The sequence below is a fragment of the Bradyrhizobium sp. DOA9 genome, from assembly GCF_000617845.2.
In the GTDB taxonomy this organism is placed as follows: Bacteria; Pseudomonadota; Alphaproteobacteria; order Rhizobiales; family Xanthobacteraceae; genus Bradyrhizobium.
The window spans coordinates 78,626-99,571 of the sequence record NZ_DF820426.1 but is presented as its reverse complement, the minus strand read 5'-3'; the positions used below and the strand labels follow the sequence as shown (position 1 = coordinate 99,571).

Annotated in this window: 18 protein-coding genes; 11 read left to right on the top strand and 7 right to left on the bottom strand. The window is 64.3% G+C overall.

Annotated features, from left to right (window positions below; all coding sequences use genetic code 11):
* Positions 1 to 40: 40 nt before the first annotated feature.
* The 7 genes from BDOA9_RS33795 to BDOA9_RS33765 all read right to left on the bottom strand — a co-directional run bounded on the left by BDOA9_RS33795 (position 41) and on the right by BDOA9_RS33765 (position 5,322).
* Complete coding sequence (locus tag BDOA9_RS33795) at positions 41 to 286, bottom strand: EexN family lipoprotein (RefSeq protein ID WP_025038375.1); 246 nt, start codon at positions 284 to 286, stop codon at positions 41 to 43.
* Entirely contained in the window at positions 283 to 1,005 is a 723-nt protein-coding gene (locus BDOA9_RS33790) for a type IV secretion system protein (RefSeq protein ID WP_025038374.1), read from the bottom strand. The genes BDOA9_RS33795 and BDOA9_RS33790 overlap by 4 nt, the downstream gene beginning before the upstream one ends.
* The gene (locus BDOA9_RS33785) at positions 1,002 to 3,368 is read right to left on the bottom strand and encodes a VirB4 family type IV secretion/conjugal transfer ATPase (protein WP_025038373.1); all 2,367 of its coding nucleotides are present in this window, start codon (positions 3,366 to 3,368) and stop codon (positions 1,002 to 1,004) included. Before BDOA9_RS33785 ends, BDOA9_RS33790 begins: the two co-directional genes overlap by 4 nt.
* Positions 3,361 to 3,699: a type IV secretion system protein VirB3 gene (locus BDOA9_RS33780; RefSeq protein ID WP_025038372.1), complete on the bottom strand. Its 339-nt coding sequence runs from the start codon at positions 3,697 to 3,699 to the stop codon at positions 3,361 to 3,363. The genes BDOA9_RS33785 and BDOA9_RS33780 overlap by 8 nt, the downstream gene beginning before the upstream one ends.
* Entirely contained in the window at positions 3,699 to 3,995 is a 297-nt protein-coding gene (locus tag BDOA9_RS33775) for a TrbC/VirB2 family protein (protein WP_025038371.1), read from the bottom strand. Before BDOA9_RS33775 ends, BDOA9_RS33780 begins: the two co-directional genes overlap by 1 nt.
* 70 nt (positions 3,996 to 4,065) lie before the next feature.
* Positions 4,066 to 4,641: a type IV secretion protein gene (locus BDOA9_RS33770; RefSeq protein WP_025038370.1), complete on the bottom strand. Its 576-nt coding sequence runs from the start codon at positions 4,639 to 4,641 to the stop codon at positions 4,066 to 4,068.
* 45 nt (positions 4,642 to 4,686) lie between these two features.
* Positions 4,687 to 5,322: an acyl-homoserine-lactone synthase gene (locus tag BDOA9_RS33765; protein WP_025038369.1), complete on the bottom strand. Its 636-nt coding sequence runs from the start codon at positions 5,320 to 5,322 to the stop codon at positions 4,687 to 4,689.
* Between the two features lie 421 nt (positions 5,323 to 5,743).
* Between BDOA9_RS33765 and BDOA9_RS33760 the strand changes: the two genes are divergently transcribed.
* From BDOA9_RS33760 to BDOA9_RS33710, 11 genes are all read left to right on the top strand, one after another.
* Entirely contained in the window at positions 5,744 to 6,475 is a 732-nt protein-coding gene (locus tag BDOA9_RS33760; protein ID WP_025038368.1) for an autoinducer binding domain-containing protein, read from the top strand.
* A 655-nt stretch (positions 6,476 to 7,130) separates the two neighbouring features.
* Complete coding sequence (locus tag BDOA9_RS39185; RefSeq protein WP_025038367.1) at positions 7,131 to 7,307, top strand: hypothetical protein; 177 nt, start codon at positions 7,131 to 7,133, stop codon at positions 7,305 to 7,307.
* Positions 7,308 to 7,511: 204 nt separating this feature from the next.
* Positions 7,512 to 8,411, top strand: coding sequence for a DUF3991 and toprim domain-containing protein (locus BDOA9_RS33755; RefSeq protein ID WP_025038366.1), 900 nt, complete (start codon positions 7,512 to 7,514; stop codon positions 8,409 to 8,411).
* A gap of 303 nt (positions 8,412 to 8,714) precedes the next feature.
* A complete protein-coding gene (locus BDOA9_RS33750) occupies positions 8,715 to 9,320 on the top strand; it encodes a DUF1419 domain-containing protein (RefSeq protein ID WP_025038365.1) in 606 nt (201 codons plus the stop codon).
* Positions 9,321 to 9,483: 163 nt separating this feature from the next.
* Positions 9,484 to 14,577, top strand: a complete 5,094-nt coding sequence (locus BDOA9_RS33745; protein ID WP_025038364.1) for an Eco57I restriction-modification methylase domain-containing protein — start codon at positions 9,484 to 9,486, stop codon at positions 14,575 to 14,577.
* A gap of 257 nt (positions 14,578 to 14,834) precedes the next feature.
* Positions 14,835 to 16,520, top strand: a complete 1,686-nt coding sequence (locus BDOA9_RS33740; RefSeq protein WP_025038363.1) for a ParB/RepB/Spo0J family partition protein — start codon at positions 14,835 to 14,837, stop codon at positions 16,518 to 16,520.
* A gap of 93 nt (positions 16,521 to 16,613) precedes the next feature.
* Entirely contained in the window at positions 16,614 to 17,087 is a 474-nt protein-coding gene (locus BDOA9_RS33735) for a hypothetical protein (protein ID WP_025038362.1), read from the top strand.
* Positions 17,084 to 17,959: a DUF7007 domain-containing protein gene (locus tag BDOA9_RS33730; RefSeq protein WP_025038361.1), complete on the top strand. Its 876-nt coding sequence runs from the start codon at positions 17,084 to 17,086 to the stop codon at positions 17,957 to 17,959. The genes BDOA9_RS33735 and BDOA9_RS33730 overlap by 4 nt, the downstream gene beginning before the upstream one ends.
* A gap of 481 nt (positions 17,960 to 18,440) precedes the next feature.
* On the top strand, positions 18,441 to 18,728 hold the full coding sequence (locus BDOA9_RS33720) for a hypothetical protein (RefSeq protein WP_025038359.1): 288 nt from the start codon (positions 18,441 to 18,443) through the stop codon (positions 18,726 to 18,728).
* Positions 18,729 to 19,116: 388 nt separating this feature from the next.
* Positions 19,117 to 19,704, top strand: a complete 588-nt coding sequence (locus tag BDOA9_RS33715) for a hypothetical protein (protein WP_025038358.1) — start codon at positions 19,117 to 19,119, stop codon at positions 19,702 to 19,704.
* Positions 19,705 to 19,990: 286 nt separating this feature from the next.
* Entirely contained in the window at positions 19,991 to 20,917 is a 927-nt protein-coding gene (locus tag BDOA9_RS33710) for an ArdC family protein (protein WP_025038357.1), read from the top strand.
* Positions 20,918 to 20,946 lie beyond the last annotated feature (29 nt).

Here is a 20,946-nt window from a genome sequence, read left to right as displayed (position 1 = left end):
AGAAAACTGTCGAAGACGTTTATGGCCATCGCGGCGGTCCCTACTTCAGAGCGTCTTTCATCTCTTGGACGGTGATCTTCTTGCGGGCTTCGTTGGCGTTGATGCAGTCGGGTGTGCTCCTGCGTTCACCTGGGTTATCGCGGCAGGCCTTTTGCGTTGCCTGAAGCTCGTCCCGATGATCGAAAAACCAGCCCACGGTCTTCGTTTGCTGCCTTGTCTCGGTTTCATTACAGCCCGTAAGAGCAGCAGTGACGGCGATGACCAGAATGGATGCCTTCTTCGTCATCGTAGCGCCGCCTTCATTTCATCGACCAGTTGGCGTTGCTTCTCGCGCTCCCGCTGGCTATCCATGTCCGTGCGGGCCTGCTGGATCATCGCCAGGCCCTGCATCCGCAGCACGTCGTTCTGCAGTAGCGCCTGTTCGGCTTGTAGCCTCGCCGACAGATCGAGTGTCTCCTTGACATCGGTCGCCGAGCTGATGCGCGTTCTCAAGTCTTCGAGTGCATCAATGCGCTGCGAGGCGGTGTCGTAGACCGCCTGGCCCATGGAGTGCTTGGCGCCGGTCTGCCGCGCGATCCGGTCGAGCTCGCTCTGATAGTACGAATTGCCGCTGTTGCCCGCATACACTCGGTTCTGCGAAAGGTAATGGTTCATCGCGTCAGCGAAGTTGCCGCCGCCCTGCCCCGCGACCAGGCGTTCGATGTCGGAGAACTGTTGCGGCAGAACTTTCCGGAACTGCGGCGTGTTCAAGAGCGATCCGATGTCGTTGGCGTTGGTACGCTTGTTGAAGCTGTCATAGAGCTGCTTGGCCTGGTTCAATTGATCCTGCGCCACCTTGAGCTGCGACGTCAGGGTGTCGACCTGCTTTTTCAGCTCCGTCAGCTGCTCGAATTGCCGCGCATAGACGCTGGGATCGAACACAATCTCCGCGCTCGCAGGTGCCGCCGTCAGAAGGGTCAGGACTGAGACGGACGTGAGAGCCATCTGGATACGCAGAACCGTCATCGGATTGTCCTCCGTTCCGCGTGAAAGACCGGCAGCCATTGCGCCGGATTGTCGCCGACCTCCGCCCGAACGCGGTCGAGCAGTTCGACCGTCTCCGTTCGTCCGGACAGCACAGCGAGGGCGTCGTCGAAGCCGCCGAGCTCAAGCTCCGCCACCACCGAGTTGTGGCCTTGCTTGACCAGGAACCGCCGGCTTTCGGGCGCGAGCTCCTCCTTGATCAGGCGGAATTCAATGTCGGTCAGATGGAAGCCATCGACATAGTCCGAGCGTGTTCCCCGCGCGTTGGGCAGGAAGATTTGCGTGGGACACTGCTCGACAATAGTATGCGCGATCGGGGAAGCCAGCGCGTCGCGCGGCGACTGCGTGCCGAACACCATGACGCCGTTCTGCTTGCGGATGGTTTTCAGCTTGTTGTTGGCGAGATCCCGAAACGCCTCGTCGCCAAGTGCCTTCCAGAACTCGTCGATGTCAATGATCAAACGCCGGCCGTCGATCAGGCGCTCCACGCGATGGAACAGATACATCATCAGCGGTGTGCGAACGGTGGGATGATCTAAGAGATCGGTCATATCAAAGCCGATGAACCGGGCGTCGAGGCCGATGGCATCCTGCTCGCCATCGAGGACCCAGCCGAAAGGAGCGCCCCGGCACCACCGCTCCAATCGGGCGCCGATTCCCTCGCGATCCTGTTGGCCGAGAAAAGTCCGGAGCGCCCCGAACGAGCGCTCCGCCTGCCGCAGGTGACCAAGCGCGCGCAAACCGGAATCGATCCGTTCCTCCTCGGATACGGTCAGCGCGCGGTCTTCTGGCGTAACGAGCTTCCGGATAAGAGTGCCCAGGAAGGAAAGATTGGCTGGCGTCAACTCCAGCGCCTTGAGCGGCGCGCAGCCGGTCGCAATTCCGTTGTGGAGCGTTAGATAGGTGCCCCCGGCGGCACGGACGAAGATCTCGGCGCCGCGGTCCTTGTCGAAGAAGACGTATGTGGCGCCGAGCCGCTCAGCCTGCGACAGCAGGAAGTTCTGCACGACGGTCTTGCCGGAGCCGGAGGGGCCGCAAATGAAGGTGTTGCCGAGATCACCGTGATGGAACGAGAAGTAGAACGGCGAGCCGGACGCGGTCTTGAGCATCGCAACCGCTGGTCCCCAATGGTTGCCGTCTGGCTTTCCGGTCGGATAGGTGTGAAACGGAGAAAGTGCCGCGAAATTGCGTGAGGTGATCGCTCCAGTCCGCGCCCGATATTTGAACAGACCAGGAAGCTGCGCCCAATAGGCCGCTTCAAGGCCCAGATCTTCGCGCGCCACCACGGCACCGGCGTCCGCCAGTGCGCGCCGGGCCACGCTCATGTGATCCTGCAGCTGCGAAGGCGTCTCGGCGTAGATCAGCAGCGACAGGTGGTGATCTCCAAGCACGAACCTGTTGGATTCGAGATCGTCGAGCGCGTCAGAGAGCTCATCGACCTGCGAGGCCGCCGGATCCTGCGCCGAGACCAGCTGGTTCTGCTTGCGCGTCAGGACAGTCTTGGCGTCGGCTTTCGACAAAAACGCCAAGGATTGGGTGAGGATCACCTCGAAAGGCGCGGAGAGCAGCACGTTCAACAGGCCTGGCCTGGTGGACGCCGGATATTCCTTGAGGCCAAACATGCCGGCGAAGCGCGAGCCGCCCGCGCTGCGGATTTCGATAGCTTCACGGCCGAAGATCACGCGGTTTGAATAGAGTGCGGGGCCGATTGGCCCTTGCGGCAATGGCATCGGCATCCACTCGCCGGAGGCGACGGCATGGAGCAGCTCCATTGGCTCTGAGAATACGATGCCATCGCGCTCAGCCAGGCCGAGAGTATGGGCGCCGTAACGCTCCAATGCCGCGACCATATCGCGACTGGCGTCGTTGAGCCGCTTCAAGGCGTCGCTGTCGACTTCGAGGGAAGCCGTAGCGCTCCGGCCAAGCCGCCTGAAGAACGCGGCCGCGGCGTCGGCAGTCGCGCGACCGGGATGCCAAACCAGCGTCAGATAGAGATCGTTGCGAAAGAGCGCCGCCTTGCGGAGCCGGTCGCGATATTGCGCGTCTAGCGAAGCTGAAAATGCAGACCGGAACGCTCCGGCCGGATAGTCCGACGTCCGACGCCGCACCAGATGGGTCCAGAGCGCCAGCCGCGGATCCGCAACATTGCGCAGGGTGAGGTTCAGCTTGGCGTGCAGGTCATTAAGATCTGTCGTCTCGGCGGTCTCGAACGAGGTGCCGTCTAGCCGGATCACAGTCAGCAGCGCTCGCGTCGTGAGACTGATGACCGTATTGGTGACGTGCCGGCCGAATGGCAGGTAGACATCGGGCCCGATCTCCCGGGTTTTGAGCGCTGCATTATGCATAACCAAGGTCTCGTGTTCGATATCGCCGGACGAGCTTGAGCGGCGTGCAGGACGATCCGCCCCAGAATGACGCGTTGCGCGTGCGTCCGCGGGTTTCGATCCAGGCGAGCAGAATCCGGAACATGTTGGGGTCGTGCCGGCAGATAATGCGGCAAACGCCATGGATCGGAAGTGCGACCAGACCGTAGATGATGCTCCCGGCCACCAGGAACAGGATGCAGGAAAACATCACGTTGAGCGCCATGGCTTCCATGGTGACGCCGGCCACCATGGCCGGACGCGTGCAGGCGAGGAACAGAGTGTCCTCCGTGAGACGCGGGGCCTCACTCATCAGCGACCCCCGGTCAGGGTCGAGACCACCTCGGAGGCGCCGAACGTGATGGCGACACCGAGCACCACATAGGCCGCCTTTCGCAGATCGAGATAGCCGAACATCCAGGCGATGCCGACGATGATGACGGCGAGCGTCGCCAGCAGGCGCGCAACGTTACCGGTTAGCATGTTGACGATGTTCTGCAACACGCCCTCGATGTTCGCGGTCTGCGCCAGCGCGGGTTCAACCAAGGCGATGCTGAGGACGGCTCCCATGCAAAGAAGGGCAGCAGAGTGTTTAAGAGGAGAAGTCATGACACGGCTCCGATTGGCAGTGCAGCCGGACCAGCCCGGACTGCGATGTTGAGTTGAGACAAAGAGGTCCTCATCGTTCATAGACGAAGACGGATGTGCCGAGGCCCGAGCGATAGACATCCCACTTCGAACGCTCTCTGGCGGGTGCGGCTGGCGTGTTGGTTGGCGGTGTGTCGCCGATGGAAATGTCGACACCGCGAGAGGCTGTCGGCCGCGTAAGGACTTCGAGCGGTGTGCCGGGAGCCTTAGTCGCGAAGCTCGCCACAACATGGGCAATGGCCTGTTCGCGGCCCGAGGCGGTCACGTTTGCTGCTTGCAATCGGGCCTCAAACAATCTGCCAAGGCCGGCGATGTGCTTGCACGCGTCGAATGTCGTTGCTGCCGTCAGCCCGGCCTGCTTGGTTTCCTCGGCGTCAAGCTGAGCGAGACCGGTCCGGACCGGCTGGCCGGTGGCGATGGCCTCAGTCGCGAGCTGAATCGCTTCGTCACGGTCACTTGCCTGAATTGGAACTGGTTTGCGCGCCTGAATCGTGACGAGCAGCGGCTCGAACGAGCTCGCCTGCCGCACAATCGCCGTCAGCGGCCGGACCTGGTCCGGCGTCGGAGCGCACTGTTCGACCAGAGCTGCGAATGCAGCTGGATCCATTGCAGAAAGCCTTTCGCTGTTGTCAGGATCTGGAGACGTTCGACGCTATGCTGCGCGCGCCATGCTAGATGGAGCCTCAATTACCGGCTTCGAAATCTTGCCGGCCGCCCGGATCGCTCGGAGGGCGTCATCGGTGACCGGCAACAGTCCTGCGACAGCCGCGGTGGTTCCGATTTGACGCGGTGTGCCCAGGCGATCGAGATGCCATCCGGCCCGGCGCAGGATTCGCTCCATGCGCAGATCAGTGACGGTCGCGATGGCCTGCAGGTCGTGCTGCTGGCCCCATTCAATCATGGCCGCAAAGAGCAGGAATGTCGCTTCCCGCAAGCCGTTTTCGGCTGTCGCTGCGACGGTTTTGGTATCAACGCAAAACCGCGAGCTCTCCCAGATTCTGGCTGCTCTGGGCGCCGCGTGGCCATCCAGCAACACTGGGAACGTATCCGCCAGCATGTTGGGTCCAGTGGTGGGCAGCAGGCGAACACAACCGGCAACTTCGCGCCGGTCGACCACCAAGAGATAAGTCGGCTTGCATGCGTCGTACTGATCGATCTCCAATCCGTCCGCGACAGAGACGTCCCAGTCGAGCCGCTCCTTGAACACGCGCCCTCGCAGACGATGCATTCCCATCGCCAGTTCGGAGTCGTGCAGGAGCGCCATACGCGTGCGCACAATGACCTTCATTCATAACCTCAGGCTTACGAATCAGCAGCTTCGAGATCAAGAAAGCAGGCGCGGTCCCGGCGTTGCGCTGTCACTTCTGACAGGACGTCATAGTTCTGTTGGGTCGCGAACCGCATTCGCAGGCGTGGTCATCCGCGCGCACTTTGGAAACTGTGTAAAGTTGTGGCGCACAGATCTCACCGCGCAGGGAATGGAATTCCTTAACTTCTAGAACGGAGAAAATAGTTGCTATCTGTGAATACAGTCAGAGGTCGTTTTTCCTGCGTCGTATGTTCGTGTTGATGCTGCAACTCTGACAGAGCGATATCGAATTGTTCGTGCCGCAAAGCTGCCGCAAGGCGGCAATACACGCCCCACACGCAGCGCGCGAATGTTGCGGGGTTGTCGCTTTTGGGAACCAGAATAGTTCTAAAGGGGTGCGATGAAAGAAGCCAAAAGAGCATGCGATGAATTTGTCGACTGTCTTCACTCTGCCCATACGGAAGATGATTTTCGACGCATCGCGGAACGAACTGCGCATGCATTGGGTTTCCGCTGGTTCGCCTACTTTGGCCACCGCGCGAATGGCCCCAAACTGATCTCATCCTATCCGAAGAGTTGGACCAGCCACTATTTTCGTGAAGGATACGACAACATCGATCCCGTTCTTCAGGATCCGCGAAACACAGGCCGGATGTTCGTGTGGGATGGACGTGAGGCGCGAAGCGCAAAGTCGGCGAAGGAACGCCGTCTGTTTGACGATGCACTCAGCTTCAAGATCAGGACCGGTCTAACGGTTCGCATTCCGGCAAGCCAAAACCAGTTCGCGGCGTTCACGCTAGCGGTTGACGACCGCAGCCTTGGACTCGATCGTTTCGTCGAGAGCTCGCGAGTCATGTTGGAAAGGTTGGGACTTACCTATCATGCGCACGTGAACGCCGCCAGAATTGGACGCACGCCCCCGAACAGCCAGCAGGAAAGTCCCCTGACCCAGCGCGAGCGGCAGTGTCTTGAGTGGATCTCCGATGGCAAGACGATGCAAGATATTGCGCAGCTTCTAGGGGTTTCGTCGCGTGGGGTGAAGTATCATCTGGATAATGCTAGGCGAAATCTTGCTGCACTGACCCTTCCCCACGCTGTGGCCCTCGCGTTTCGGCAGGGATTGCTTCCATAACGCGTAGTACAGCCGTCCGGGTCAGCAAGCGCGGCTCTATGACGAGCGATTTGACCGGCGCGTGGGCTTGCCAAGGAGGTGCTTGAGCTCGGCTTGCCACGGCTTTCAGTTAAAAAAAGCGGATGGCTGCTCGCATTTCACCGTACCTATGTGTTCGCGGGATATTCGAGCAGGGAATTGAGCGTCGCCCTGCGGGCCGGGCTGTTGGCTGCGCTGAAGCCCCGCAAGCGGGTCTTCCCCCTTCCGGGCTGCCATCCCTGACGCAAACGGCCCGTATCCCCGACCAACGGCACCTGCTGATCCGATCGAAAGCAGCTTCGCACAAACTCGGACCGGGATTTATCCATGCGTGCACGCAACGCCGATGACCTTGAATGCATTGAATGGGACAATTCGCAAAGCTGCCTGAGCTTCGTTATCCGCGCGACCAAGTATGTGCGTTTTGGAAGTTCACGCTTCCGATGAAGGACCAAGCCCGCTCTCGAATGGGCTTTCCTTGGTTCGGGTGCGGCCTTCCACGATCAACCCGCAAGGGGTTCGCTACGCAAGCGTGCGACCTCTTCGGCTTCGCCTCTCGAGGTGACCGCAGCCGCCCCCCGAACACGTCGGCGCCTGTCGAGCGGGGACGGTCCCCGCCGCAAGACGGGAGCCTTCAATGTCGCACAATCTCACGCTCGCTCAGAACCACGCCTTTGATCTCGCCCGCACGCTCATGGTGCCGGTCATTCTTTTCCAGGCTGATAATGCATTCGGCGTGATGGTCTCCAGCGAGTACGATGGCGATCAGGACGCCATCGTTCACGAATACGACCCCTGGTGCCCGGCTCATTGAGCCGGGCGACCGGCTGCCGCTGGCGCCGTGCCGGCTGCAAGGGAGGCTTCGCCGCGCCCGATGACGCGGCGACTGACGGTTGGTCATCGCGCCCTTGCATTCGGCAGGCTTCGCGGCCGGTCGGGAATGCTCCGCAAGGGTGGGAGCAAGAGAGATCAACAGAAGAAAGGGGCGGACTCGCTTGCGCGAGACCGGTGCAGACAAATGGACAAGAGAGAAATCGAAGAGCTTCGCCAAAAGGTTGGCTGCGCGGCCCTGCTGGAGAAAGACGGCTGGAAGGTCGACGTCAAGGAAAGCACCCGACGCGCGATCAAGTATCGCCGTGACAGCAACATCATCATCGTTATCCACGAAGGCCGCGGCTGGTTCGATCCGTTGTCGCCAGCGAAGGGAGACGTGTTTTCACTCGCCGAACATCTTGGTGCCGATGGCTTTGTCGAAGCATGTGACCGTGTTGCGGATATGGTTGGTTTCCGTCCCAGTGCACCAGCGTGGCAGCGGCCGGCAAGGCCGAAGGCGCCGAGATCCGTTGTTGAGCGGTGGCAACATCGCTTCAAGCCGCGCCCAGGCTCGCCAGCTTGGCGCTATCTCACGGATGAGCGCGGGGTGTCGGCCGAGATCGTGAAGCAGGTGATCGCCTTCGATCGGTTGCGAGAAGGCCCTCGAGGCAGCATATGGGCCGCTCATAGCGATTTTGCCGAAGCGATCACGGGGTGGGAGGAGCGTGGACCGCAATGGCGCGGCTTCGCCAGTGAGGGTGCGAAAGAACTTTTCCGCTTCGGGCTGCCCGAGTCCGAGCGGATCTGCATTACAGAGGCGGCCATCGATGCCATGAGCCTTGCGGCGATTGAGGTCCGACGCTCCGATACACTTTATGTCAGCACTGGAGGCGGCTGGTCCCCGGCGACAGATCATGCCATCCGCAATCTGGCCAAGCGCGCCAATGTCTGCCTCGTGGCAGCGACCGACAACAATCGGCAGGGTGACGTGTATGCCGATCGCGTTCGTGCCATTGCCGGAGAAGCGAGTGCGGAATATGCGCGATTACGACCGCGCACCGATGATTGGAATGAGGACCTGAAAGCCCTGACGGCGACCCCTTGATTCGGCTCGCGAATGGGCCGGATGGTACGTTGCGGCAGCGCCGTCGCATGATTGCGGTGCCTTATGCTGTCCGTGAGCGGCAGGATAAGGAGATCGAACAATGAAAGGAAAAATGGAATGGGAATGAGGCGCTGCCGCATGCCCGGCCAGCGCGTCAAGGGTGAAGCTTCGCCCGCGTTCCGCGGCCCTTGACCCGCCGGACCGGAGAGGCGGCCCGCGGGAGGCGTGATGAAGGACTGAAGTGACAAAGAGATCAGGCGGATCGCTCGCGCTTCAGTCCGGCCAGGCCAAGAGGAGCCGCCGATGCACACCTCACTTACCATTCGCAAGGTCTTCGAAGGCGTCGCGACGCGCCACGAGATGCACCGTATGTTCAATCGCCATTGCGGCAATCCGGCCATGGCCGAAGGCGATGCCGTCAACCTCTTCGCAGGCGAGTGGTTCGAGCTCGCCGAGAGCGAACACGACTACTTGCTCGAGATCCTGCCGCCGCTATGGATGCGCGCCGACATGTCCGCAATGCGCGAATTCATGACGGCAAGCGTGACCAGCGTTTTTCTGTCCTTGTCGATTGACGGCCAGAGGCGCTGGTTCCATGGCTATTGCGATCTGTCGGACAGAGTGTCGCCGGAGCGGATGAAGGCCGCGATCACCGAGCGCGAATCTCGTCCTGTCCGTGCGATGACGCGCGAAGAGCGGCTCGAGCACATCTGGTCGAGCACGCATGACGACTACCGCGGCTACGCCGGTGAGCGCTGGCCGGCCGCCGTGCGCGGCCGCCGCACCGTGCTCGTCTACTCCGGCCAGCACGGCACCGCGCTGAAGCTGCTGGACGACCTTACCGAAGCGGAGATCGCAGCGAAACTGCCGGTGCAGCTCCGCCACCTGCCGGAAGTGGTCGCAGCCTAGCCGAGCCGCCCGCCCTCCTCGACCTGCGAACAGCCCGGCCCCGTGCCGGGCTTCGCAATTCGGAGCCTCCCGCCGGCTCTCCCGTCAATCCCGCAAGACCGTGCCGCCCGCCGCTCCCGCGACGGCGGCGCGGTCGCGCGCGCCCAGCAGAAGGACATTTCCAATGGCGCAGGACGACCCTTTCACGATCGACCTCTTCGGCAACACCGCCCTCTCCTCTAGCCTCGGCCTCGGCGTCACCGCCTTCGCCGCCGACTTGGACGGCAATGATCACGGCGACGACCCGCCGCCGGCCGCCGCCGCTGGGCCGGCGCTCGCATCTGTGCGACCTTGTGGGCCAAAGATGCGCTTGTGGGGCGACAACTTTCACCTCGCCGGCGACCGCGGCCTTGCAAGGGGTTGGAAGCAGCGCGCCCGCGACAGTGTTGCGGCCATTCGGCTCGCCGCGCAGATCGAGGCGGAGCAGCGGTCCGCCTCGCAGGACGAGCAGCGGCAGTTGATCCGCTTCACGGGCTTTGGCGCTTCCGAGCTCGCCAACGGCGTTTTCCGCAAGCCCGGCGAATCCGACTTCGCGCAGGGCTGGAGGGAGATCGGCGCCGACCTGGAGGACGCGGTCGATGACGCCGGCTATGCCTCGCTCGCGCGGTGCACCCAATACGCCCACTTCACGCCCGAGTTCATAGTCAGCGCGATCTGGTCGGGCCTGCAGCGCCTCGGCTGGCGCGGCGGCCGCGTCCTTGAGCCCGGCATCGGCACCGGGCTGTTTCCGGCGCTGATGCCGGACGAACTACGCGAGACCTCCCACGTCACCGGCGTCGAGCTTGACCCCGTCACCGCACGCATCGCCCGGCTACTGCAGCCGCGGGCGCGGATCGTCACAGGCGATTTCGCGCGCACCGAGCTGCCGGCGTGCTTCGACCTCGCCGTCGGCAATCCGCCGTTCTCGGACCGGACCGTTCGATCCGACCGCGCCTACCGGTCAACGACCCTGCGACTGCACGACTATTTCATCGTGAGGGCAATCGACCTCCTGAAGCCCGGCGCCCTCGCCGCCTTCGTCACGAGCTCCGGCACAATGGACAAGGCGGACGCCTCGGCGCGTCAGCACATCGCGAAGTCGGCCGACCTGATCGCAGCCATTCGCCTGCCCGAGGGTAGCTTCCGCGCCGGCGCCGGCACCGACGTCGTCGTCGACATCCTGTTCTTCCGCAAGCGCAAGATCGGCGACGCCAAAGGCGACCTGTCATGGCTCGACCTCGACGAGGTTCGGCCGGCGGCGGAAGACGAGAGCGCGATCCACGTGAACCGATGGTTCGCGCAGCGCCCGGATTTCGCGCTTGGCGCACACGCGGTCGCGTCCGGCCCCTTCGGCGAGGCCTATACGTGTCTGCCGCGCGAGGATGAGGATCTCGAAGCGACACTCAAAGCAGCCATCGGCTTCTTGCCGGAAGCCGTCTATGACGGCGAGCCGGAGGTGATCGATCCCGACCTGGCAGAAGCCGGTGATCCCTGTGACGTCGATTGGCCTGCCGATCGCCACGTGCGCGAGGGCAGCTACTTCTTCGACAAGGCCCACGGCTTGATGCAGGTCGTCGACGGCGGCCCGGTCGCGGTGAAAGCGCGCAAGAGCCGCAGTGCCGATGGCATCCCGGAAAAGCACGTGCGCATCATCCGGAAGCTGATCCCGGTCCGCGACGCCGTGCGCGAGGTCTTGAAGGCGCAGGAGCTCGACCGACCGTGGAAGGACGCGAAGGTCAAGCTGCGCATCGCCTGGTCGAACTTCGTTCGGGGCTTCGGCCCGATCAATTTTACGACGGTCTCGACCGCCGAGGACGAGGAGAGCGGCGAGGTGCGTGAGACGCACCGCCGGCCGAACATCCAGCCATTCCTCGACGATCCAGATTGCTGGCTGGTCGCCTCGATCGAGGACTATGACCTCGAGACCAACACTGCGAAGCCTGGGCCGATCTTCACCGAGCGCGTGATCGCGCCGCCCGCCCCGCCGGCAATAACGAGCGCTGCCGACGCGCTCGCCGTCGTCCTCAACGAGCGCGGGCGCATCGACATCGACCACATCGCCGAGCTGCTGCACCGGGATCGCGACGACGTCGTCGCCGAACTCGGCAGCTCCATCTTCCGCGATCCGGTGGACGGCTCGTGGCAGACGGCCGACGCCTACCTGTCGGGGCACGTGCGCGACAAGCTGAAGATTGCGGAGGCCGCTGCCGCGCTCGATCCCTCCTACGAGCGCAACGTCACGGCCCTGCAAGGCGTGCAGCCCGCCGACCTCAAGCCCTCCGACATCACCGCGCGGCTCGGCGCGCCGTGGATTCCGGCCGCCGACGTCGTCGCCTTCGTAAAGGCGACAATGGACGCCGAGATCAGGATTCACCACATGCCGGAGCTCGCAGCGTGGACCGTGGAGGCACGTCAGCTCGGGTGGACAGCCGCCGGCACGTCCGAATGGGGCACCGACCGCCGGCACGCCGGCGAACTTCTCGCCGACGCACTAAACAGCCGCGTGCCGCAGATCTTCGACACGGTCAAGGACGGCGACAGCGAGCGCCGCGTCCTCAATGTCGTCGACACTGAGGCCGCCAAGACGAAGCTCTCGAGGATCAAGGACGCCTTCCAGCGCTGGATCTGGTCCGACCCTGATCGTACCGACCGCCTGGCGCGGGTCTATAACGATCGCTTCAACAACATCGCGCCACGAGCCTTCGACGGCGCGCACCTGAAGCTTCCGGGCGCCTCCGGCGCCTTTGTGCTTTATGGGCACCAGAAGCGCGGCATCTGGCGCATCGTCTCGGCCGGCTCGACCTACCTGGCGCACGCCGTCGGGGCCGGCAAGACCATGACGATGGCTGCCGCCATCATGGAGCAGCGCCGGCTCGGTCTCGTTGCCAAGGCGATGCTGGTCGTACCCGGCCACTGCCTGGCGCAGGCCGCGCGCGAGTTCCTTGCGCTCTATCCGAACGCCCGGATCCTCGTCGCCGACGAGAACAATTTTACCAAGGACAAGCGGTACCGCTTCTTGTCGCGCGCGGCGACTGCGACCTGGGACGCGATCATCATCACGCACAGCGCGTTCCGCTTCATCGCTGTGCCGTCGGCGTTCGAGCAGCAGATGATCCAGGACGAACTTGAGCTCTACGAGACGCTGCTCACCAAGGTCGAGAGTGACGACCGCGTCTCGCGCAAGCGCCTCGAGCGATTGAAGGAGGGCTTGCAGGAGCGCCTGGAGTCGCTTTCGACCCGCAAGGACGATCTCCTGACGATCTCGGAGATCGGCGTCGACCAGATCATCGTCGACGAGGCGCAGGAGTTCAGGAAGCTCTCCTTCGCGACCAACATGTCGACCTTGAAGGGAGTCGATCCGAACGGCTCACAGCGCGCCTGGGACCTCTACGTCAAATCCCGCTTCGTCGAGACGAAGAACCCCGGGCGTGCGCTGGTGCTCGCCTCTGGCACGCCGATCACCAACACGCTCGGCGAGATGTTCTCGGTCCAGCGCTACCTCGGCTATGAGGCGCTCCTCGAGCGCGGCCTGCACGAGTTCGACGCCTGGGCGAGCACGTTTGGCGACGTCACGACCGAACTTGAGCTGCAGCCCTCCGGCAAATACAAGCCGGTGACGCGCTTCGCCACCTTCGTGAACGTGCCGGAGCTCATCGCCATGTTCCGCTCCTTCGCCGACGTGGTGATGCCGGATGACCTGCGTCAGTACGTGAAGGTGCCGGCGGTCTCGACCGGCAAACGCCAGATCCTCACCGCCAAGCCGTCGCCGGCGTTCAAGCGATACCAGACCCGGCTCGGCGAGCGCATCAAGGCGATCGAGGAGCGCGACTGCGCACCGGAGCCTGGCGATGATATCCTGCTGTCAGTCATTACCGACGGCCGCCATGCGGCAATCGACCTGCGTCTGGTTGATCCGGATAACGACAACGAGGCCGACAACAAGCTGAACCTGCTTGTCGGCAATGCCTTCCGCATCTGGAACGAGACAGCCGAGAGCAGCTACGCGCGCACGGATGGCAAGCTCTTCGAGTTGCCCGGCGCTGCGCAGATGATCTTCTCCGATCTCGGCACCATCAGCGTCGAGAAGAGCCGCGGTTTCTCCGCCTATCGCTGGATTCGCGACGAGCTGGTCCGTCTCGGCGTGCCACCGGGCGAGATCGCCTTCATGCAGGACTACAAGAAATCGGAGGCGAAGCAGCGGCTGTTCGGCGACGTCCGCGCCGGCAAGGTCCGCTTCCTGATCGGCTCGTCTGATACGATGGGCACCGGTGTCAACGCGCAGCTTCGCCTGAAGGCATTGCACCACCTCGACGTGCCCTGGCTTCCGTCGCAGATCGAGCAGCGCGAGGGCCGCATCGTGCGGCAGGGGAACCAGCACGATGAAGTCGACATTTTCGCCTATGCGACGGAAGGCAGCCTCGATGCGCAGATGTGGCAGAACAACGAGCGCAAGGCCCGCTTCATCGCCGCTGCGCTGTCCGGCGACACCTCGATCCGCCGGCTTGAGGACATGGGAGAGAGTCAGGCCAACCAGTTCGCCATGGCAAAAGCCATCGCATCGGGCGACCCGCGCTTGATGCAGAAAGCTGGCCTCGAAGCCGACATCGCGCGGCTCGAACGGCTGCGGGCTGCACACATCGACGACCAGCACGCGGTGCGGCGGCAGATGCGCGAGGCGGAACGCGACATCGACCTTTCCATCCGCCGCATCGGCGAGGTCAGCCGGGACATCGAACGTCGTGTTCCGACCGCTGGCGACGCTTTCACCATGGCGGTCACCGGAGATTCGTACGCCGAGCGCAAGCCCGCTGGACGCGCGCTGATGAAGGAAATTCTGATTCTGGTCCAACTTCAGCAGGAAGGCGAGATCGTCATCGCCTCGATCGGCGGCTTCGAACTCGCGTACAGCGGCGAGCGCTTCGGCGCGGACGGCTATCGCTACACCACCATGCTGCTTCGAACCGGCGCCGAGTACGAGACCGAATTGCCGGTGACGGTCACGCCACTCAGCGCAGTCGCCCGCCTTGAGCACGCGCTGGCCAACTTCGAGGGCGAACGGGAGCGCTATCGCCAGCGCCTCGCCGACGCCCGTCGACGCCTTGCCTCCTACGAGTCGCGCGACGGCGGCGACTTCGCCTTCGCGGGCGAGCTTGCCGAAAAGCGCAGGCAGCTGGCCGAGGTGGAGATGGCCTTGGCGGAGGACGGCGAAGGCACCCGTGAGATTGCCGCGGCCGCGTGAACAAAAAGGGAGAAGAGAGAAAGGAGAAGGCCCGCTCGCAGATCGGGCGGGCCGTCGACGCTGGCGCTCAACCGCCGCCTGCGCGATCCCAACCCGTCGTCCTGCGCAGGGCTTAGGCCCTGCTGGTCCCGCCGGGCAGGGATGCTCGGCCGCAGTTGCATCGGCCCGTCCGCTCCGCAGGGCCCAGGGGTGTCTTCGGGAAGAAGACGAGAAAGGGCCGGCAGCGCCGGTCCGCAATCCGAAAAAGGAGCGTTCACATGCAACTCATCAAGGTCGACCCGCGCGCGCTGAAGGAGAACCCCGACCGCATGCGCCAGACGAAGTCGACGCCGCAGGCCGACGCGCTGCTGCTCGCCACGATCAAGGCCGTCGGCGTCGTCCAGCCGCCCGTCATCACGCCTGAGACAGGCGGCGGCAACGGCTACGTCATCAATGCGGGCCATCGCCGCGTGAAGCAGGCGATCGCCGCCGGCCTCGAGGAGATCGACGTGCTCGTCGACGAGACCGCGAACGACAACGGCGCCATGCGCTCGATGGTCGAGAACATCGCCCGTGAGGCGCTGAACCCGGTTGACCAGTGGCGTGCGATCGAGCGCCTGGTCGCGCTCGGCTGGACGGAGGAGGCGATCGGCGTCGCGCTGGCGCTGCCAGTGCGACAGATCAGAAAGCTGCGCCTGCTGGCGAATGTGCTTCTCGCCATGCTCGACCATATGGCCAAGGGTGACATGCCGAACGAGCAGCAGCTTCGCACCATCGCCGCAGCCTCGCTCGACGAGCAGAAGGAAGTCTGGAAGAAGCACAAACCGTCGAAGGCCGATCCGCAGGTCTCGTGGTGGAGTATCGCACAAGCGTTGCAGAAGACCCGTTTGCACGCGCGCCACGCGAGCTTCGGCGACGAACTCGCGCAGGCCTACGGCATCCACTGGGTCGAGGACCTGTTCGCTCCAGCCGACGAGGACAGCCGTTACACCACTGACGTCGAGGCCTTCCTCGGCGCGCAGCAGGAGTGGATGGCAAACAACCTGCCGAAGAAGGGCATCATCGCGGAAACCACCAACTATGGCGAGGTGAAGCTGCCCGCGAAGGCTGAGCGGGTCTACGGCAAGCCGGCGAAGTCCGACTGCACGGCTATGTATCTCGACCGCGATGGCCGCGTGCAAACCGTGCACTACCGCTTGCCAGCGGCTAAGAAGCCGGAGGACCAGAACGGCTCAGGATCGGACAACGCTCCGGAGGATGTCGGCGAGGTCTCGAAGCCCCGTTCCGACGTAACGCGAAAGGGCACCGAGATAATCGGCGATTACCGGACCGACGCGCTGCGCGAGGCGCTCGGCCGCGCGCCGATCGAGGACGACACGCTGATGGCGCTGCTGATCCTCGCCTTCGCGGGCCAGAACGTCTCGGTGACGACGGGAAGCGGCGGGACCTATTACGGCCACAGCCGGCTTGCGAAGAACGCGGCGGCGCTGTTCGACGCCGACGGCAAGCTCTCTTTCGACATGGACACATTGCGTATCGCGGCGCGCACGATGCTGGTGGACGTCTTCTCGTGCCGGGAGAACGCCACCAATAGCGGCATTGTCGCCCGCCTCGCCGGCGCGGTGGTCGGGGCGGACACTTTCCTGCCGAACATGGGCACGGAGGACTTCCTGTCCTGCCTGTCGCGCACAGCCCTTGAGGCCTCGTGCAAGGAGACGCCGGTCCTGCCGCGCCAGCGCGTGAAGGACACGCGCGCGGCGCTGGTCGAGCACTTCAAGGAGCGCCACTTCGTCCACCCCTCCGCGCTGTTCGCGCCCGACGCGACGAAACTCTCGGAGTGGCTGTTCTCCGGCTCGGCCGCCCCGGACGACGAAGACGAAGCCGATGAGGACGTGGACGGCGCGAGCGACGAGCGCGCCGACGGCGACGCCAATGCTGAGGCGTTCAGGGAAGCGGCCGAGTAGCCGCACCCGACGTCCCCCTCCGAACGATCTCCCGCCGCCGGTCCCCGCCGGCGGCGGTGCTGTTTCCACGCATGCGCAAACTAGGAGGACACGATGTCCGCGCACACGATCTTCGACAATGCACCTATAGGCTCGATCATAGCCTGGTCCGACGGAACGCCGCAGCCGCCGGCGCGCTTCAGGAAGAAGCTCGCCGCCTGGCAGTCCAGCAACAGCAGGGGTCGCCTGATCCGAAAGCAGGGCGGACGAGGCGTCGGCAATGTCTTGCTGTCGGCCTGTTTCACCCTGCACGAGGCGGACTACGGCGCAAGCGGCGTCGTCGCCATCCGCGTCCACCGCACGTTCTCGCTGGACTCGAAGCTCAGGTTCACCATCGTCGAGCGTCCCGCCATCGGCTCGGTCCGCGTGCTCGACCGCGCCGGTGATGACGCCGAACTCGTCTATCTCGCTACGAATGAGGCCGACGCGAAGGAGTGGCTGACACGCCACGGCTATCCGGGCGCGGTGCTCCAGGAAGTGACTGCCGACGAGGTCGGCGCGGACGCCGTCGAAGGGAGGGCAGCATGAACGCTTCTCTCCCGCACGAAACCCTGCCGGACCCGACCTCCGGAAACCCGGAGGTCGAGTACGGACGTATTGCCGATGGCTTCCTCGCGGCCCGAGTGGGCGAGACCGCCTTCGCGATGCTGCCGGCGCGCCGCGGCGGGCACTATCTCGCAAGCGGCTGGCGGCTCGGCCGGCCGATCGCGGAATGGCACCACGCGGACTTCTACGGCCATTCCGGCGCACTGGCGGACGAGGCCGCATTCCGATCGATGGTCGCAGAGAACGCCGAGCACCAGCGCGAAAAGCGTGCGCTCGGCCGTAAGGACGCGCGGTTCGCGGCGAACACGCCGTGGGGCGCCTCGCAAGGCGCCACCTTATACGCCGACGGCGTGATCTGCCACTCGACCGCGGGCCACGGCGGCTTCCACCTCTCCGCCGAGAGTAATCGCAGGGTCCATACCCTGCTGCGCTCGGAGAGTGGCTGGTACGAGGAAGACGCCGAATGGGCGATTGTCGCGATCACCTTTCCGCAGCTCTCCACGAGGTTCGAGCGGCGTTGCGCCGAGAGAACCATCAAGGACAGTTGGCCCGACACCTGGGAGGCGATTTCCAGCGCGATCCTCCAGGCGGGCGAGTCCCGCGAAAAGGATCGCCGCGCCCTCGACCACGCGCACGCGCGTGACTGGGTCGTCGTCTCTGCCATCACGTCCAAGCACGAGAGCGGCTTCGTCGAGGTCGTTGCGACGCTCGGCGGGAAGCGTGGGCCCGGGACTGAGGAACGCCGCTTCCTCGTCCCGTCCGCCGAGTGTCACGTCGGTCGCTTCAGCTTCGTGATCAATGAGGCGCGCCACCGGGTCTACGGCGGCCCGTCGGACTTTGTCGCATGGAGATGACCCATGGCCTGGCCTCTCATTGCCAAAGCTTTCGGTTGGCTTGCAGCGACTGACGAGGACGGCGACACGCCGATCCTCGTTGTCTGGCATCCCGGGCTCAGACGGCACTTCACTGGCTCGGATGCCTGGAGGCGCGCCGTGCGGGCGTCCATTTACGCGCCGCAGCCTGACGCGGCTGATGCCGACAGAAAGGAGGGTCAGTCATGAACGCCGACCTTGTGGCCGTGAATCTCCTAGCGCATGCCCACCATAATCTGCAAGCGCCATCGCCGGCGCACGCGATGGCATCCTCGCAGACATGCGCAAGCACGCCGGCGTCAAGTCAGCGCTCATCGACCGGGCGCCATCGGCGCCGCCATCCCGTCGTCGAGCCTCGCCGTCTCTCTTGCGAACCGCTACATGCCGGATGCCGTCTTTCTCTTATCGTGGACGGGGACGGTGTAATGATTGAGCCCCGGACCGACGTCTCCTGCTCACGCGCATGAAAGCCGCGCAAGCCGAGACGCAGCGCCGTCTCGGCGTCATCGAGCGCCAGATCGCGGCACGCGCCGAGCGGATGACCAGCACCGAGCGGGCGAAGCGCCGGCAGAACCGCCGGACCGCATCGAACTGGACGAATGCGGATGAGCGGCTGTTTCAGCAGCATGTCGCGGAGCTCGCCTTGGCCCGTCGCAAGGAGATCGACGCTCTCACGCGCAAGCTCGATCGGCAGGAGACGGCGCATGCCGAGTTTCGGACGCGCCACTGCGTTTCCGCTGCGTGGCGGTGAGAGACGAAGGACGCACCAATTGGAGTGCGAGCGGAGCGCGGACACTTGGTGTCGAGACGGAGAGTTCAGCAGGTTTGGCCCAACCTCTCACGGTTTCGGCGGCTCGCTGCCCCTTGGCCGGCGCTCCCTCGGTTTGTGCTGCGGTCTGAACCGGCCGCGGTCCGCTTCAAGGGCAAGTCGCGAGGCGATCGGCGGCCGCCGTCTCGCGATGGGGAGCCGCGTTCTTCGCAGGCCTGAGGGCCCGCTCGGCCTTTGGCCCACCCATGCTCGCCTTGACGGCCGCCGCCCCCTGAAGCGATCCGCTGAAGCCGGTTCTGGTCGACCGCACCCGAGGGCGCGATGGCAAAGGTCGATCGCTCCCAAGGCGAAACCGAGAAAGGATATCACCATGACCAAAACTGCTCGCTCCTCTCGCGCCAGCGCCCGTGTCATCCCGCTTCGCAAGGGCACCACGCTCGAAATGGTCCGGCTCGCCTGTCCAGACACGGCGCAGGCACAGCGCATCTCCGAAAGCTTCGGCCTTGCGATCCTCGACAGCGACGGTATCCGAGATATGCATGAGCGGCTCATCGTCGAAACCGTCGACGCGCTCAAGGATGGCCTGAGCGAACGCGCCATGCAAATCCACCTTCAACGGATCGTCGGTGCCTATGTCGGCTCGGCGCACGGCGCCGGCCAGTTCTACACCCGAGCAGTCACTGAAGCGCGAGATGCCACCGCCAAGCTCGCCAACGACAGCCGCGATGAGGACCTTGATGGTCCGGTCGGCTTCGATAGCCAGGCACAGCGTAAGCGTGAATTCGCCGCCGACATGGGCGCGCAGGCTCACGCGCTCCGCATGGCGGCTGAGGGTGCCGTCGCCGCCTACGAGCAGGTCATCGGCGAGGCCTGGAGGCCTTTCGAGCGGCAGGTCGAGCATGCTGGCGAAACTGTCACTAAGAAGGCCGCCGCGGCCCAGATGGCGGCCTTCGAATAGACCTCAGGGCGGGGCTTCGGCCCCGCCTTCCACATGTTGCCGCAGCGAAGGCTGGTCGCGAGACCGGCTCTTTTTCGTGTCGCCGGCAAAGCCAACAAGAGCGGCGCGCCGCGCCTGCCCCGCCCCTCCCGGTCGGTGGTCCATGCGGCGGATACGGCGCCCGCACAACGGCTGCGCCGTCCTCCGCTGCGCTGCGGCCCGGCCGGGTGCGCGAGCGCGTAATGCCGCCGCGGCGGACCCCGTGAGGGGCCGCGGCAGGTGCGGCCTCCGAGACGGAGTTATCGAAATGAGCAGGAACGAAGGAAAACCGCGCGCCGACATCTACGTGCGCATCACCGATCGCATCGTCGCGGACCTGGAGCGCGGCGTGCGGCCGTGGGTCAGGCCGTGGAATACGGTCAACGCAGGTGGGTGCATCACGCGGCCACTGCGCCACAACGGGATGCCCTACCAAGGCATCAACGTCGTGCTGCTCTGGTCGGAAGCTGTATCGCGGGGCTTTACGTCGCCGATGTGGATGACATTCAAGCAATCTCTCGAGCTCGGCGGCCACGTCCGCAAGGGCGAGAGCGGAACCATGGTCGTCTATGCAAACCGGATCACCAAGATCGAGACGGACGACAACGGCGACGACCTCGAGCGGACCGTGCCGTTCCTGCGGGCCTACACCGTGTTCTGCGTCGATCAGATCGACGGCCTGCCGGACCACTACTACGCACGCCCTGCTCCGAGCACGCCGCCGGCGCAGCGCATCGGGCACGTGGACGCGTTCTTCGCCAATACTGGCGCGACCATCCGGCACGGCGGCGACAAGGCGTTCTTCGCCCCATCGCTCGACCTCATCCAAATGCCACCGTTCGAGACCTTCCGCGACGCGGAGAGCTTTGCGGCCACGCTCGCGCATGAGTGCGTGCACTGGACCGCGCCGGCGCACCGCGTCAATCGCGATCTTAGCCGCTACGCGAAGGACAGTAGCGAGCGCGCCCGCGAGGAGCTTGTGGCCGAACTCGGAAGCTGTTTCCTCAGCGCCGATCTCGGCATCGTGCCGGAGCTTGAGCCGCGCGCCGATCACGCGAGTTACCTTGCGTCGTGGTTGGAAGTTCTGTCCAACGACAAGCGCTTCATTTTTTCAGCGGCGGCGCACGCGCAGCGTGCCGTGACCTATTTGCACGATCTTCAGCCGAAGCCGGACGAAATCAACCAGGCGGCATGAGCGCGACGCCATCGCGTCTCGTACTGGCT